Source organism: Thermohalobaculum sp. (assembly GCF_058622915.1).
The window spans coordinates 1-13512 of record NZ_JBZSYN010000109.1; the positions used below are offsets into that span (position 1 = coordinate 1).

The window sequence follows — 13512 nt, forward strand, 5'->3', positions numbered from 1 at the left end:
TCAGCGCCGCCGGCATGTCGGCGCAGCCGCCCGCGATGCGCGCGCAGCCGCCTAAGCCCAGCCGGTCGATGCGCCGCTGCAGCGCCGCCTCGAACTTCGGCTCCCCCTCGCCGACCATCAGCACCAGGAAGTCGCCGCCGCGCGTTGCGCGCAGCGCGCGCGCCGCCTCGATCAGCTCGGCCGCGCCCTTGCGGCGCACCAGCCGGCCGGGCAGCATGATGACCGGGCGCGGGTCGTCCAGAAGCCCCCACTGCTCGGCCAGCTTGACCGTGCGCTCGTTGCCCACCGCCTCCTCGGCGAAGACCGCGACATCAGCGCCGCGCGGGATGGTCACCACGTCCTCGGGCGCCACCGCGTGGCGCTCGATCACCAGCCCGCGCACATAGTCCGACACCGCGATCACCGGCCGCCCGCGCGCCATCACCGCGTTGTAGCGCCGCTTGCCCGGCCAGTCCTCGCGATAGGCGCCGTGATAGGTGGTGACGAAGGGCGTCCCGGTGCGCTGCGCCGCCCAGCAGGCGCTCCAGGCCGGCGCGCGCGAGCGCGCGTGCACGACGTCGATCTCGAGGTCGCGGATCAGCCGCGCCAGCAGCCGCGCGTTCTGCCACAGGTTCACCGGGTTCTTCGTGGCCACGTTCATGGCGATCACCTCGCCGCCGGCGCGCGTCACCCGCGGCAGCAGCCGGCCGCCCGCGGTCGCCACCAGCGCGCGGCCGCCGGCGCGCACGATCGCCTCGGTGATCTCCAGCGTGCCGCGCTCCACCCCGCCCAGATCGAGGCTCGGCACGACCTGCAACACGGTCAGGGGACGCGTCTCCTCCGGGCCCGGTTCACGCTCTGCGTGATCCCCGTTAAGCTCGTGGGCGACATCTCCCCGCGCGATGGAGGACGGCACGAACATGGACGCCCCAAGCTACCTTCAACTCGAGCCCGACACCAAGCTAGCATACCACACAATATCCGCTAGCGGACCGGGCGCAAGCGCGCCGGGCATCGTCTTTTTGGGCGGTTTCCGCTCGGACATGACCGGCACCAAGGCGCTGTGGCTCGAGGAGTGGGCGCGGGCGCGCGGCCGTGCTTTCCTGCGCTTCGACTACCGCGGCCACGGCGCCAGCTCGGGCGCCTTCGAGGATCATTGCATCGGCGACTGGGCCGAGGACGCGGCATCCGCCGTGACGCGGCTGACCGAGGGCCCGCAGATCCTGGTCGGCTCGTCCATGGGCGGCTGGATCGCGCTCCTGCTGGCCAGGCGTCACCCCGAGCGCGTCGCCGCGCTGGTCGGCATCGCCGCCGCCCCCGACTTCACCGAGGACGGCCTTTGGGCGCGCTTCACCGAGGCCGAGCGCCGCCGCCTGATGCGCGAGGGCCGGCTCGTGCAGCCCTCCGCCTATTCCGACGAGCCCACCGTGATCACGCGCCGGCTGATCGAGGACGGCCGGCGCCACCTGGTGCTGCTCTCCGAGCTTGCCCTGCCCATCCCGGTGCGGCTGGTGCAGGGCACGGCCGATAGGGACGTGCCGCAGCAGTGGGCGCTCAGGCTCCTGGGCCACCTGGACTCGCCCGATGCGCGGCTGACGCTGGTCAAGGGCGCCGACCACCGCTTCTCGGGCCCGCGCGAACTCGCCATCCTCGGCGACACGCTCGAGGAGATCACCCGCGCCATCGCCGCCTGACGCCGGGCCGCGGCCGCTCGCCGCAACGCCCCAACGACCCTTGCAATCTCCTGCCATCGGGCGTTTCTCTCGATGCGAAAGCGGGCGTCCCGCCCCCACAGGGACCCGAGCCATGCAGCGCATCCTCCTGCAGCGCATCCCCATGCAGCGTATCCTTCTGCAGCGCATCGTCCTGGGCATTGCCGCACTGGCCGTCGTCGGCCTCGCCGGCGTGGCGGCCTTCCTGTGGCTGCACCGGCCCGCGGGCCTGGTCTCTCCGGCCGAGATCAACATCGCCAACTCGGGCATCGGCGGCCCCTTCACCCTGACCGACCAGGACGGCCGCCGCGTCACCAGCGCCGATCTGATCAAGGGCCCCACCCTGATCTATTTCGGCTACACCTCGTGTCCCGACGTGTGCCCCACCGACGTGGCCAACCTCGCCTCAACCACCGAGATCCTGGCGAAGAAGGGCATCAACGTCACGCCGGTCTTCATCACCATCGACCCCGCGCGCGACACGCCCGCGGCGATGAAGGCCTATGTCCGCGCCATGAGCCCGACCATGATCGGCCTGACCGGCAGCGCCGCCGACATCAAGGCCGCGGCCGGCGCCTACCACGTCTACTATGCGCGCGCCGCCTCCGAGAGCGCGTCCGAGGGCGCCTACGGCATGACCCACAGCACGTTCACCTACCTGGTGACGCCCAGGGGCGTGCTGGCGGCCTTCCGCCGCGGCTACCCGCCCAGCGAGATCGCCTCGGCGGTGGCCAAGATCCTCAGCCGCGGCGCAGGCGGCGGGCGAACAGCCCGGGCCGGTTGACCATCAAGACGCCCAGCGCCGCGGCCGCGACGCCGGTCATCTCCACCGGGCCCATGCCCTCGCCGAAGGCGGCCCAGGCCATCAGCGCGGTGGTCGGCGGCACCAGGAAGAACAGGCTCGCCACGGTCGAGGCGGCGCCGCGCCGGATCAGATAGAGCAGGAGCGACAGCGCCCCCAGCGACAGCACCACCACCAGCCAGCCCAGCGCCAGCACGAAGGCCCCGGTCCACTCGACCGCGCCGCCCTCGGCGAGCAGCGAGACCGGCGCCAGCACCGCCGTGGCGGCGAGAAACTGGATCAGCGTCGTCGAGCGCACCGGGTGCGCGCCGGCGCGCGCCTTCTGGTAGATCGAGGCCGTCGACATCGCCACCAGCGAGCCCAGGCACAGCGCCACGCCGCGCCAGTCGCCGATGCCGGCCTCCAGCTTGCGCGCCACCACCAGCCCGACGCCCAAAAAGCCCAGCGCGATCCCGGCCCATTGCGGCCCGCCCAGCCGCTCGCCCAGCACGCGCCGGGCGATCAGCGGCGTCAGCACCGGGTGCAGCCCCACGATCAGCGCCGTCACCCAGGCCTCGGTGCCCAGCCGGATCGCCTGGTAGACCCCGCCCAGATAGACCACGTTCAAAAGCACGCCGACCAGCGCCGCGTCGCGCGCCTGCGTCAGGTTCGGCCAGGGCGCGCGCGCCAGCACCACCCAGGCGCCGAGCAGCACCGAGGCCAGCGCGAAGCGCAGCGCCAGGAAGGTCGCCGGCCCGGCATAGGGCAGCCCGTATTTCGCGCCGATGAAGCCCGTGCTCCACAGCAGCACGAAGGCAGGCGCGGCCAGCGTGGGGGGGAAGACAGGGGACTTCATCGACCGGGCGGGGCCCCCTCCTGCTGCGCCGGGGGATTGACGGGGGGATTTCGGGCAGGATTTGACATGCGCCGGGCGCGAGGCAAGAATCAAGGACAATCAGGGGCCGCCGGCCCGCCATCGGGGATGCGAGATGACCGAGAACCGCGCCGGCATCGGCGGCGACAACTCCCTGCTCGTGATCGACGACGACGCGCCGTTTCGCCAGCGGCTGGCCCGCGCCATGGAGCGGCGCGGCTTCGCCCCGGTGATGGCCGAGAGCGTCGCCGAGGGCCTCACCATCGTGCGCCGCGACCCGCCGGCCTACGCCGTGGTCGATCTCAGGCTCGAGGACGGCAACGGGCTCGACGTGGTCGAGGCGCTGCGCGAGCTCAGGCCCGACTCCCGCGTCGTGGTGCTCACCGGCTATGGCAACATCGCCACCGCGGTGGCGGCGGTGAAGATCGGCGCGGTGGACTACCTCTCCAAGCCCGCCGACGCCGATGACGTGGAGAAGGCCCTTCTCGCCCGCGGCGAGGACAAGCCGGAGCCGCCCGAGAACCCGATGTCGGCCGACCGCGTGCGCTGGGAGCACATCCAGCGCGTCTACGAGCTGTGCGACCGCAACGTCTCCGAGACCGCGCGCCGGCTCAACATGCACCGCCGCACCCTGCAGCGCATCCTGGCCAAGCGCAGCCCGCGCTGAGCCGGCCGAAGGCGAGGTCCGCGCAAGCCGGCCGCGACATCGGCAGGCGATATACATCGCGCCCCGGCAGCGCTAGACTTTCGCTCTCGCTGACATGTGCCAGCGCAGTCGCATCGAATGGCCCAAGCACGAGCCCCTCGCCGCCTCGCAGCAATCCTCGCCGCCGATGTCGTGGGGTATTCCCGCCTCATCGGAGCCGACGAGCCCGGAACGCTGGCGGCCATGCGGGTGGTCTGGAGCGAGCGTTTCGATCCCGCCGTCGCCGCGCATCGCGGCCGCATCGTCAAGAGGATGGGCGACGGCGCCCTGGTCGAGTTCGCCAGCGCCGTCGACGCCGTGGACTGCGCCGTCGCGATTCAGCACACGATGGCACACCTGCGCAGCGCGCCGCCGGGCGGCCCGGTGATCGCGTTCCGCATCGGCGTGAACCTCGGCGACATCGTCATCGAGGGCGACGACATCTTCGGCGACGGCGTCAATGTGGCGGCGCGGCTCGAGGGCCAGGCGCCGAAGGGGGGCATCCTGATCTCGGAGTCCGTGCACGCCCAGGTCAAGGGCAAGACCGGGGTCGCTTTCGCGGACGCCGGCATGCTGAGCCTCAAGAACATCGAGGCGCCGGTGCGGGCCTGGCGCTGGGCCGGCGACGAGCCGGCTGGGGCCACGCCGGCACACGCGCCGCCGCGCGCGCAGGACGTGCCCTCGATCGCGGTGCTGCCCTTCACCAGCATGTCCGGCGAGCCGGAGCAGGACTACTTCGCCGACGGGCTGGTCGAGGACATCATCACCACGCTGTCGAAGCTCGATGGCCTCAGGGTGATCGCCCGCAACTCCAGCTTCGTCTACAAGGGGCGGGCGGTCGACGTGCGCGAGGTCGCGCGGAGCCTCGGCGTGCGCTACGTGCTCGAAGGCAGCGTCCGGCGCGGCGGCGACCGCTTGCGGATCACGGCGCAGCTGATCGACGCGGCCGATGGCAGCCATGTCTGGGCCGAGCGCTACGATCGCCCGCTCGATCACATCTTCGCGGTCCAGGACGAGGTCACGCTTGCGGTCGCCACCGAGATGCAGGTCAAGCTGACCGAGGGCGAGCAGGCCCGCTTGCGCCAGGCAACGACCAGCAATGTCGCGGCCTGGACCCAATGGGTTCAGGGTCTGTCCTATTTCCGCCGGGAGGTCACCGAGGAGAACGTCTCCAGGGCGCTGCGATGCTGGGAGAACGCACTGGCGCTCGATCCCGGCTCGGCAACCCTCAATGCGATGATCGGGTTCCTGCATTTTCGCGACGCCCGGTTCGGCTGGTGGGACGATCGCCGCACCGCACAGGCCAAGGCCAAGGCCTTCGCGGACAGGGCGATGGAGCTCGACCCCGACAACGCCGATGCCAACATCACCGCGAGCGTGGTCGTGCTCCAGCACGGCCGATACGACGAGGCCGCATCGCTGGCGCGGCACGCCGTGCGCCTGGCGCCGGGCTCCGCCGACGTGAAATCGCTGGCGTGCTTCGTTTTGGCCTCCGCGGGTTTTGCCGACGAAGCGGTGCCGCTCGGAGAACAGGCAATGAAGCTCAGCCCGGCTTATCCCGGCTACTTCCTCGGCGCGCTCGGCAATGCCTACAGGCTGGCCGGACGTGCCGAGGACGCAATCGCGGCCTTCGAGGCCTATCGTGCCAGGGCCCCGGCGTTCGGTCTGGTCGACCTCGTTCTGACCTATCAGCAGAGCGGACGGCCCGAGGAGGCGGCACGGCTGGCGAGAGAGCTTCTCTCCATCCGGCGAAACTTCGCGATCCGCGCCTGGGCAGAGACGCAGTACCGGGCCGGCAAAGAGGGACTCGAAGCCGACATCGCCGCGCTCTCCGCCGCGGGCCTGCCCATGCGCTGAGCGCGTGATCGAAGCCCGGTGCCGGGCTTACCCCGGGCGGCCTCGTTTTCGCGGCCGCGCCCCGCCTAAAAAGCGGTTAAAATCGCCGCGAAATTCTTACAGGTCTTATATAAGACCTGTAAGAATTAACTGCCCGCCACCAGCGTCGCGGTCAGCCGCCTGAGCGTGGCGATCACGCTCTGCGCCACGATGCGTCCGGTGCGCGGATTCTCCGCCGAGGGCACGTTGAGCATGGTCATGGTGGCCTCGCCGGCATCCGACTCGATGGTCACCGACTGCACGTTGCGGTGGACCCAGGGATCGGCCCAGATGGCGACCTCGGTGCGGTCCGGCCCGATGCCTGCGAGCGCCAGTGCGGCGGCGACGTTGACATTGGCGGGAAAGCCCCGGGCGGCTTCGCGCGCACTGCCGTGGAAGATCTGCTTAGGCTCTCTCAAGCCATTGATATCTATGTGGTTCTCGACCAGATAGGGCGCCCCGGCCAGCCCCGCCGGGGGCTTGCGCGTCTCCAGCACCACGCGGCCGATCTCGCCCTCGGCCATCGCCCGCACGGTGTCGAGCCCGATCAGCGCGCCGGTGGGCACGACGATGCGCGCGCCGGTGGCCGCGGCCCGCTCGACCAGGTCCATATGCGCCAGGAGCGCGCCGACCGAGAGCGGCATCAGCATCCGCCCCGCCTCGATCGCCGGCCCGGCCACCTCGGCAAAGACCGCGGCCGGGGTGCACTCGACCACCACTTCCGCGCGCCCGGCCAGCTCGGCCAGCCCGACCACCGGTGGCATGACGTTGAAATTATTCATCTTTCCCGCGGCGCCGGCAGCATCGCGGGCCGACACCGCGGCCAGCCGCAGCCCCGGCACACCGCCCGCATCGAGCGCCCGCGCCACCCGCAGCCCGATGGCGCCCAGCCCGGCCACGGCGACGGTTTTCCCGGTCATCGGCTCCTCTCAGCCCAGCGCGTTGAACAGCATGTCGAGCCCGATGATCACCAGCCCGATCAGGAAGAACAGGCGGAAGCGGGCCTCGGAGACATGCTTGCGATAACGCGTGCCCAGCGCAAGCCCGGTCGCCGTCGGCACCACCGCCGCCACCGACATCAGCGCCAGATCGGCGGTCATCAGCCCGCGCCCGGTCAGCGAGCTGGCGAGCGCCAGCGTGATGGTGATGAAGGTGATCCCCAGCGCCTGCACGAAGGTGTCGCGCGGCAGCCTCAGCGCGTGCAGGTAAAGGATCCCCGGCACGATCATGTTGCCCGCCATGCCGAAGATGACGCCGCCCAGGCCCCCCATCAGGGGCGACATCCAGCGCTCGTGCCGCCCGGGCGGCGGCATCTCCACGCGCAAGAGCGCCACCGCCCCGTAGGTGGTGATGGTCACCCCGACGATGGCCACCAGCGTCTCGCTGCGCGCCGTGGCCAGCACGGAGGTGCCGAACCAGATGCCGACGCAGGCGCACACCAGAAAGGGCCACAGCCGGCGCAGCATCGGCCGGAAGGCGGGCCCCGAAAGCGCCTGCCAGGTGTTGGTGGCGATGCCCGGGATCAGCATCACGGTCAGCGTCTCGCGCACCCCCAGCGTCGAGGCCAGGATCGCCAGCGTGACCAGCGGCAGCCCCATGCCGATCAGGCCCTTGACCAGGCCGGCGAGGAAGAAGGCGCCGAGGATCAGCGCGACGGTCGCGGGGTCCCACATGGCTGGTGCTGCGTCTCCCGAACCCTCAGGCGCCTGCCGGCCGGTGCAGCGCCCGCCAGACCATCCAGCCCGCGCCGATCACGCAGGCGCCGGCCAGGCCGGGGCGGAACCAGCCGCCCATCATCGCCAGCGGCACGGCGATCGCGACGAGCAGCGCCGGCGCGTAGAAGCGGGTCCAGCGGATGCCCTTGGTGCGCGACGACTGGAACCACGGGAAGGCGGCCGAGAACAGCGCGATGATCAGGAAGAACAGCGACCATGGCCGCGTCACGAACAGTGTCGGGTCGGGATTGATCGCCAGAGCGCGCGAGAGATTGATCTCGGCGATGTTGCCGAGCACCACCCCCAGGATCATCGGCGCCAGCGGAAAGCCGAACTCGCGCATCAGGAAGCCGACGATGCCGAACCAGAACAGCGTCCAGATGTCGAAGGTGACGTTGTTGAGCGCGAAGACGCCGATCGAGGCGAAGACCAGGATCACCGCGGCGAGCATGTACATGCGGATCTGCGTGACCTGCACGAAGACCCTGAGCATCACCGACTGCAGTGCCAGCATCATGAACAGCGCGACGAAGTAGGAGATGAAGATCGAGTAGGCCAGCACCGGCTGGTCGTGGATGAAGCTGGGGCTGGGCACCACGTCGTTCATCAGGAGCGCGCCGAGCATGATCGCCGAGGTCACGTCGCCCGGGATGCCGAGCGCCATCAGCGGCGTCAGCGCGCCGCCCTCGACCGCGTTGTTCGAGGATTCGGGCGCGATGATCCCCTCGGGGATGCCGGTGCCGAAGTCCTCGGGGTTCGGCGCCGCCTTCTTCGCCTGGTCGTAGGCGAGGATGTTGGCGATCGAGCCGCCGGCGCCGGGCACCATGCCGGTGAACACACCGATCAGCGAGGAGCGGATCAGCACCGGCCAGCGCTGCAGGATCGCCTTGATGGCACGGACGTGCTCGATGCGCACGCTCACCTGGCGCCGCTCGGCCAGCGAGCGGCGCGCCGCGCCCGGGTCGCGGATGTCCGAGAGCAGCTGCGAGAAGGCAAAGAGCCCGATCAGCACGGCGATGAAGTCGAACCCGCTCATCAGCGAGTCGATGCCGAAGTCGAAACGCGGCATGCCGATCGCCGGATCCTCGCCGACGGTGCGCACGAGAAGCCCCAGCGCGCCCGCGATCAGGCCCTTGACCAGGTCCTTGCCGGCCAGGCTGGCGGTCACCGTCAGCGCGAAGACCACCAGCATGAAGAAGTCCCAGGGCTGGAACTCGAGCCCGATGCGCGCGAGCTGCGGCGCGAACAGAACCAGGATCACCGCCGAGATCGTGCCGCCGAAGAACGAGGACCAGACCCCGAGGCCGAGCGCGAATCCGGGCTCGCCCTTGCGCGCCATGGGGAAGCCGTCGAAGGTGGTGGCGACCGAGGAGGGCGTGCCCGGGATGCCGGTGAGGATCCCGGCCATCAGCCCGCCCGAAAGCCCCCCGACCAGCACGGAGACCATCGTCGCCAGCCCCTGCTCGGGCGGCATGGCGAAGGTGAAGGGCAGGGTCAGGACCACCGCCATGGCGATGGTGAAGCCGGGGATGGCCCCCGCGAGCAGGCCGGCCGCGACCCCGAGCGCCATGAAGATCAGGGTCTGGAGATGAAGGATCGCCGCGAAGGCTTCGAGGGTGTGCTCCCAGACCATTGCGGCGCCCTCAGATGCCGGTGAGATTGCCGGTCGGCAGGAAGACGCCGAGCGCGTAGGTGAACAGGCTCCACATGCCGCCGACGGTGACGACCGCGATCGCCGCATGGAGCATGAGCAGCTTCGGCGACCAGCCTCCGAGCACGGACAGCAGCAGGAAGACGAAGGCCGTGCCGCCGATCAGCATGCCGACCCAAGGCATCGACAGCAGGTAGGCGAGGAAGAGCGCGAAGCACCAGAAGACGTTGCGCCAGTCGTGGGATTTCTCGGTAAAGGTCTCGCTGTCGGCATAGGCGTCGGCCTCATCCTCGCCCCCCGTTCCGCGCCTGATCGACTGCACCAGGTAGATCAGCGAGAGGACTCCGAGCATGCCGAGGATGATGCGCGGCCACACCGCGGGGCTGAGCTGGCCGTAATTGGGCGTGCGAATGTCGAAGCTGGCGCCGATGAAGACGCCGGTGATGACGAGCAGGACGATGGCGGCGATGGTGTCGCGGTTGACGCGCGGCATGGCGAGGCGGCCTCAAGTACGTTACGGGAGAGGCCCGGGGGCCCCCGGGGGCCCGGACGCGTCGGCCGGGCCCCCGGAAATGCGGGATCGCTCCGCGCTCAGCTCTTGGGCTTGTACATGCCGATCTTGATCGCGACCTTCTTGTAGGCCTCGAAGGTCTTCTGCGCCCACTCGCGATAGCCCTTGGGGCCGACATAGTCGATGTCGGTGCCCTTGGCCTTCATCTGCGCCAGCAGCTTCGGGTCCTCGGCCGCCTTCTTGAAGATGTTGGCCCACATCTGGATGACGTCGGGGGGCGTGCCCTTCGGCGCCACGACGCCGCGGCGCAGCGCGAACACCAGGTCGACCCCGACCTCCTTGAGCGTCGGGATGTTCGGCAGCTGCGGTGCGCGCTGCTTGGCTGCGATCGCGAAGCCCTTGAGCTCGCCCTGCTTGAGATACTCCTTGCCCGAGGCGACGTTCAGCGAGCCCAGGTCGATGGCGCCGGACAACAGCGCGGTCATGCGCTCGCGCGTGCCGTCATAGGGCACGTAGCTGAACTTCATGCCGGTCTTGTCCTCGAGCAGCAGCCACATGAACTGGCTGGTCGAGCCGAAGGTGGCGCCGACCTTGTACTTGCCGGGATGCGCCTTCACGCCCTTTTCGAACTCGGCCCAGTTGTTCCACGGCGTCTTCTTGGCGGCGCCGACGATGTCGGGCGTCGAGGTGAGCAGTGCGACGGTATCGAATGCGTCGAACTGGAAGTCGATGCGCCCGTTCAGGTAGCTGGTGATCGCCGACTGGTGGATGGCGAACAGCGTGCAGCCGTCGGGCTTGGCTGCCGCGGCCACCTTCGCGCCCTTGTTGCCGCCCTGGCCGGGGATGGTGACGACCTTGATCTTCGGGTGCACGTCGAGGCGCTGGATGGTGTCCTCGAAGATCGAGAACAGGACGTGGGTGCCGCCGCCGGCCTTCCAGGGCACGATCAGCTTCGCCGTGTCGCAGGGGACGCTGGCCGCGGTGGCGGGGACCGCCGCCAGAGCAACCGCCGAGACTGCGATCGCGGACAGGATCGTTCGCATGGTTCCCTCCTCTGGTGGTGCGAGCGTGTCTTGCGCCTCTCGGCTCGCTCGCGTTTATTCTGGGCGCCGCGCATGGACGGCGCCCGGCCGCCGCCACTATAGACGGCACGAACGGGGTGACAACCGCGCGCGGGTCTCTTTCCGCAGGGTGGTGGAGCGAGCAACGGCAAGAGGAACACGCATGAGGAATCTGGAACGGCCCGGCCGCTCGCCGGTGCACGCAACCGAGGGCATGGCGGCGAGCTCGCACACGCTTTCGACGCAGACGGCGATCGACGTGCTGAAGGCGGGCGGCAATGCGCTGGACGCCGCCGTGGCCGCCTGCGCCGTGCAATGCGTGGTCGAGCCGGAGTCGACCGGCATCGGGGGCGACTGCTTCTGCCTGTGGTCCAGGGGCGGCTCGACCGACATCGTCGCCTATAACGGCTCGGGCACGGCGCCGGCGGCGGCCTCTGTCGAGTGGTACCAGGGTCAGGGAATCGAGCGTATCGAGGAGTGGGGCCCCCACGCGGTGACTGTGCCCGGCGCCGTCGATGCCTGGGAGCGGCTGCTCGCGGACCACGGCACCAGGGGGCTCGACGAGCTGCTGCGGCCGGCCATCCGCTATGCGCGTGAGGGCTACCCGATTTCCTCGCGGGTGCATGTGGACTTCGCCCTGAAGGCCGACTACCTGCGCCGCGACGCCAACGCCGCGCGCGTTTTCCTGCCGGGCGGAGAGCCGCCCGCGGTGGGCCAGCGCCACCGCCAGCCGCAGCTCGCCGACACGCTCGAGCGCATCGCCAGGCGCGGCCGCGCCGAGTTCTACGAGGGCGAGACGGCGCGCGACACGGTGGCCTACCTGCAGGCGCATGGCGGGTTGCACACGCTCGAGGACTTTGCCCGCTACCGCGGCGAGTACGTCACGCCGATCTCCACCGAGTTCCGCGGTCACGTGGTGCACGAGTGCCCCCCCAACGGGCAGGGCATCATCGCGCTTGTGCTGCTCAACGTCATGGGCGGCATGCCCGTGGCGAACGGCGGGCCGATCACGCTCGAGCGCGTCCACGCCGAGATCGAGGCCGCCCGCATGGCCTATGCCGCCCGCGACGCCTGGGTGGCCGACCCGGCGATGGCCGAAGTGCCGGTGCGCAAGCTGCTCTCGGCCGACTATGCCGAGCGCCTGCGCGCTGCCATAGATCCCGCGCGCGCGCAGGAGCCGGCGCGGCTTGTGGACCTGCCGCGGCACAACTCGACCGTCTACATCTCGGTGGTCGACCGCGACGGCAACGCCTGCTCCTTCATCAACACGCTGTTCGAGAACTTCGGCTGCGGTCTGATGACGCCCAAGGGCGTGATCCTGCAGAGCCGGGGCTCGGGCTTCACGCTCGAGCCCGGGCATCCGAACGCGATCGCCGGCGGCAAGCGACCCCTGCACACCATCATCCCGGGCATGGTCTCCAAGGGCGACCGGGTGGTGATGCCCTTCGGCGTCATGGGCGGGCAGTACCAGGCCATGGGGCACATGCAGTTCCTGACCCGCTTCCTCGACTACGGGCTCGACATCCAGGAGGCGATGGACGCGCCGCGCTTCTTCCCCGATCCCTTCGAGGGCCATGTCAACATGGAGTGGACGGTGCCCGAGGAGATCCGCGCCGGTCTGGAGAAACGCGGCCACCGTCTTCGCCACACCAAGAAGCCGATCGGCGGCAGCCAGGCGATCTGGATCGACTGGGAGGAAGGGGTGCTCACCGGCGGCTCCGAGCCGCGCAAGGACGGCTGCGCCATGGGCTACTGAGCGGCAGATCGACCGGATCGGCCGCAGACATGATCCGGCGACCCGCTCGGGGGCGGGACGGCCGAGGGAAAGGAGACCACGCGACATGCCACTGGATCGCATCGCCATCCTGATGCCCGGCGACATGGGCCACGGCGTCGGCCGGGCGCTGCGCGCGCACGGGCACGAGGTGATCACCTGCCTTGCCGGGCGCAGCGCGCGCAGCCGCGGTCTCGCCGCGGCGGCGGGCATGCGCGATGCCGGCAGCCTCGAGGCGACGCTTGCCGGGGCCGACCTCGTGCTCTCGATCCTGCCGCCTGCGGCGGCGCTCGACCAGGCGAAGGCGGTGGCCGGGGCGATGCGGGCGGCGGATGCGCGCCCGGTCTATGTCGATTGCAACGCCGTCTCGCCCATGACCGCGCGAAAGGTGGGCGAGGTGATCGCCGCGGCGGGCGCGCCCTTCATCGACTGCGGCATCATCGGGCTCGCGCCGGGCAAGGGCAAGCGGCCGACCCGGTTCCACGTCTCGGGCCCGGATACCGGGCCGATGGAGCGGCTGGACGGCAAGGGCATCGAGGTGATCGGGATTGGGGCGGAGCCCGGCCGCGCCTCGGCGCTCAAGATGGTCTATGCCGGGCTGACCAAGGGCACCTTCACGCTGCACACGGCATTGCTGGTGGCCGCCTGGCAGCTCGGCATCTTCGAGGAGACCCTCGCCGAATACGCCAACAGCCAGGGTGCGGCGCTTGAGGCCATGCGTGCGCGGGTGCCGCGCCTGCCGGCGGATTCGGCACGCTGGGTCGGCGAGATGGAGGAGATCGCCGCCACCATGGCCTCGGCGGGCGTCACGCCGGCCTTCCACGAGGGCGCGGCGGCGGTCTTCTCGCTGCTCGCCCGCACCCCCTTCGCCGCCGAGACGCGCGAGACGCTGGA

General features: G+C 70.4%; 13 protein-coding genes. 6 read left to right on the forward strand and 7 right to left on the reverse strand.

The features are described 5' to 3' along the window. Window positions 1–799: glycosyltransferase (locus AC32QD_RS08795; protein ID WP_492010117.1), on the reverse strand; the 799-nt coding region annotated here is incomplete at its 3' end. Between the two features lie 100 nt (window positions 800–899). Here AC32QD_RS08795 and AC32QD_RS08800 point away from each other — a divergent pair. Continuing rightward, on the forward strand, window positions 900–1673 hold the full coding sequence (locus AC32QD_RS08800; RefSeq protein ID WP_492010118.1) for an alpha/beta hydrolase: 774 nt from the start codon (window positions 900–902) through the stop codon (window positions 1671–1673). Between the two features lie 112 nt (window positions 1674–1785). Beyond that, a complete protein-coding gene (locus AC32QD_RS08805; RefSeq protein ID WP_492010119.1) occupies window positions 1786–2475 on the forward strand; it encodes an SCO family protein in 690 nt (229 codons plus the stop codon). Here the strand turns inward: AC32QD_RS08805 and AC32QD_RS08810 are convergent. Next, window positions 2432–3328: a DMT family transporter gene (locus tag AC32QD_RS08810; RefSeq protein ID WP_492010120.1), complete on the reverse strand. Its 897-nt coding sequence runs from the start codon at window positions 3326–3328 to the stop codon at window positions 2432–2434. The two genes, AC32QD_RS08805 and AC32QD_RS08810, sit on opposite strands and share 44 nt — an antisense overlap. Window positions 3329–3461: 133 nt before the next feature. Between AC32QD_RS08810 and AC32QD_RS08815 the strand changes: the two genes are divergently transcribed. Further along, complete coding sequence (locus tag AC32QD_RS08815; RefSeq protein WP_492010121.1) at window positions 3462–4013, forward strand: ActR/PrrA/RegA family redox response regulator transcription factor; 552 nt, start codon at window positions 3462–3464, stop codon at window positions 4011–4013. A 117-nt stretch (window positions 4014–4130) separates the two neighbouring features. Then, complete coding sequence (locus AC32QD_RS08820) at window positions 4131–5888, forward strand: tetratricopeptide repeat protein (RefSeq protein WP_492010122.1); 1758 nt, start codon at window positions 4131–4133, stop codon at window positions 5886–5888. A 125-nt stretch (window positions 5889–6013) separates the two neighbouring features. On the opposite strand, the gene AC32QD_RS08825 is transcribed toward AC32QD_RS08820, so the two are convergent. The 5 genes from AC32QD_RS08825 to AC32QD_RS08845 all read right to left on the reverse strand — a co-directional run bounded on the left by AC32QD_RS08825 (window position 6014) and on the right by AC32QD_RS08845 (window position 10826). After that, on the reverse strand, window positions 6014–6826 hold the full coding sequence (locus tag AC32QD_RS08825; RefSeq protein ID WP_492010123.1) for an aspartate dehydrogenase: 813 nt from the start codon (window positions 6824–6826) through the stop codon (window positions 6014–6016). Between the two features lie 9 nt (window positions 6827–6835). After that, the gene (locus tag AC32QD_RS08830) at window positions 6836–7579 is read right to left on the reverse strand and encodes a sulfite exporter TauE/SafE family protein (protein WP_492010124.1); all 744 of its coding nucleotides are present in this window, start codon (window positions 7577–7579) and stop codon (window positions 6836–6838) included. Window positions 7580–7604: 25 nt separating this feature from the next. Further along, on the reverse strand, window positions 7605–9254 hold the full coding sequence (locus AC32QD_RS08835) for a tripartite tricarboxylate transporter permease (RefSeq protein ID WP_492010125.1): 1650 nt from the start codon (window positions 9252–9254) through the stop codon (window positions 7605–7607). Between the two features lie 10 nt (window positions 9255–9264). Further along, a complete protein-coding gene (locus AC32QD_RS08840) occupies window positions 9265–9765 on the reverse strand; it encodes a tripartite tricarboxylate transporter TctB family protein (protein WP_492010126.1) in 501 nt (166 codons plus the stop codon). A 98-nt stretch (window positions 9766–9863) separates the two neighbouring features. Beyond that, window positions 9864–10826 (reverse strand): Bug family tripartite tricarboxylate transporter substrate binding protein, encoded by a 963-nt coding sequence (locus AC32QD_RS08845; protein WP_492010127.1) that lies wholly within the window; start codon window positions 10824–10826, stop codon window positions 9864–9866. 181 nt (window positions 10827–11007) lie between these two features. Here AC32QD_RS08845 and ggt point away from each other — a divergent pair, with 181 nt between their 5' ends. Together ggt and AC32QD_RS08855 are read left to right on the forward strand one after the other, a co-directional pair. After that, window positions 11008–12600: a gamma-glutamyltransferase gene (ggt, locus tag AC32QD_RS08850; RefSeq protein WP_492010128.1), complete on the forward strand. Its 1593-nt coding sequence runs from the start codon at window positions 11008–11010 to the stop codon at window positions 12598–12600. An 85-nt stretch (window positions 12601–12685) separates the two neighbouring features. Beyond that, window positions 12686–13512: NAD(P)-dependent oxidoreductase (locus tag AC32QD_RS08855; protein WP_492010129.1), on the forward strand; the 827-nt coding region annotated here is incomplete at its 3' end.

What these genes read in the sequence shown, in the direction of transcription:
- AC32QD_RS08800 (WP_492010118.1), top strand. Translation starts at nt 900, where the DNA reads ATGGACGCCCCAAGCTACCTTCAACTCGAGCCCGACACCAAGCTAGCA.
- AC32QD_RS08805 (WP_492010119.1), top strand. Translation starts at nt 1,786, where the DNA reads ATGCAGCGCATCCTCCTGCAGCGCATCCCCATGCAGCGTATCCTTCTG.
- AC32QD_RS08810 (WP_492010120.1), bottom strand. Translation starts at nt 3,328, where the DNA reads ATGAAGTCCCCTGTCTTCCCCCCCACGCTGGCCGCGCCTGCCTTCGTG.
- AC32QD_RS08815 (WP_492010121.1), top strand. Translation starts at nt 3,462, where the DNA reads ATGACCGAGAACCGCGCCGGCATCGGCGGCGACAACTCCCTGCTCGTG.
- AC32QD_RS08820 (WP_492010122.1), top strand. Translation starts at nt 4,131, where the DNA reads ATGGCCCAAGCACGAGCCCCTCGCCGCCTCGCAGCAATCCTCGCCGCC.
- AC32QD_RS08825 (WP_492010123.1), bottom strand. Translation starts at nt 6,826, where the DNA reads ATGACCGGGAAAACCGTCGCCGTGGCCGGGCTGGGCGCCATCGGGCTG.
- AC32QD_RS08830 (WP_492010124.1), bottom strand. Translation starts at nt 7,579, where the DNA reads ATGTGGGACCCCGCGACCGTCGCGCTGATCCTCGGCGCCTTCTTCCTC.
- AC32QD_RS08835 (WP_492010125.1), bottom strand. Translation starts at nt 9,254, where the DNA reads ATGGTCTGGGAGCACACCCTCGAAGCCTTCGCGGCGATCCTTCATCTC.
- AC32QD_RS08840 (WP_492010126.1), bottom strand. Translation starts at nt 9,765, where the DNA reads ATGCCGCGCGTCAACCGCGACACCATCGCCGCCATCGTCCTGCTCGTC.
- AC32QD_RS08845 (WP_492010127.1), bottom strand. Translation starts at nt 10,826, where the DNA reads ATGCGAACGATCCTGTCCGCGATCGCAGTCTCGGCGGTTGCTCTGGCG.
- ggt (WP_492010128.1), top strand. Translation starts at nt 11,008, where the DNA reads ATGAGGAATCTGGAACGGCCCGGCCGCTCGCCGGTGCACGCAACCGAG.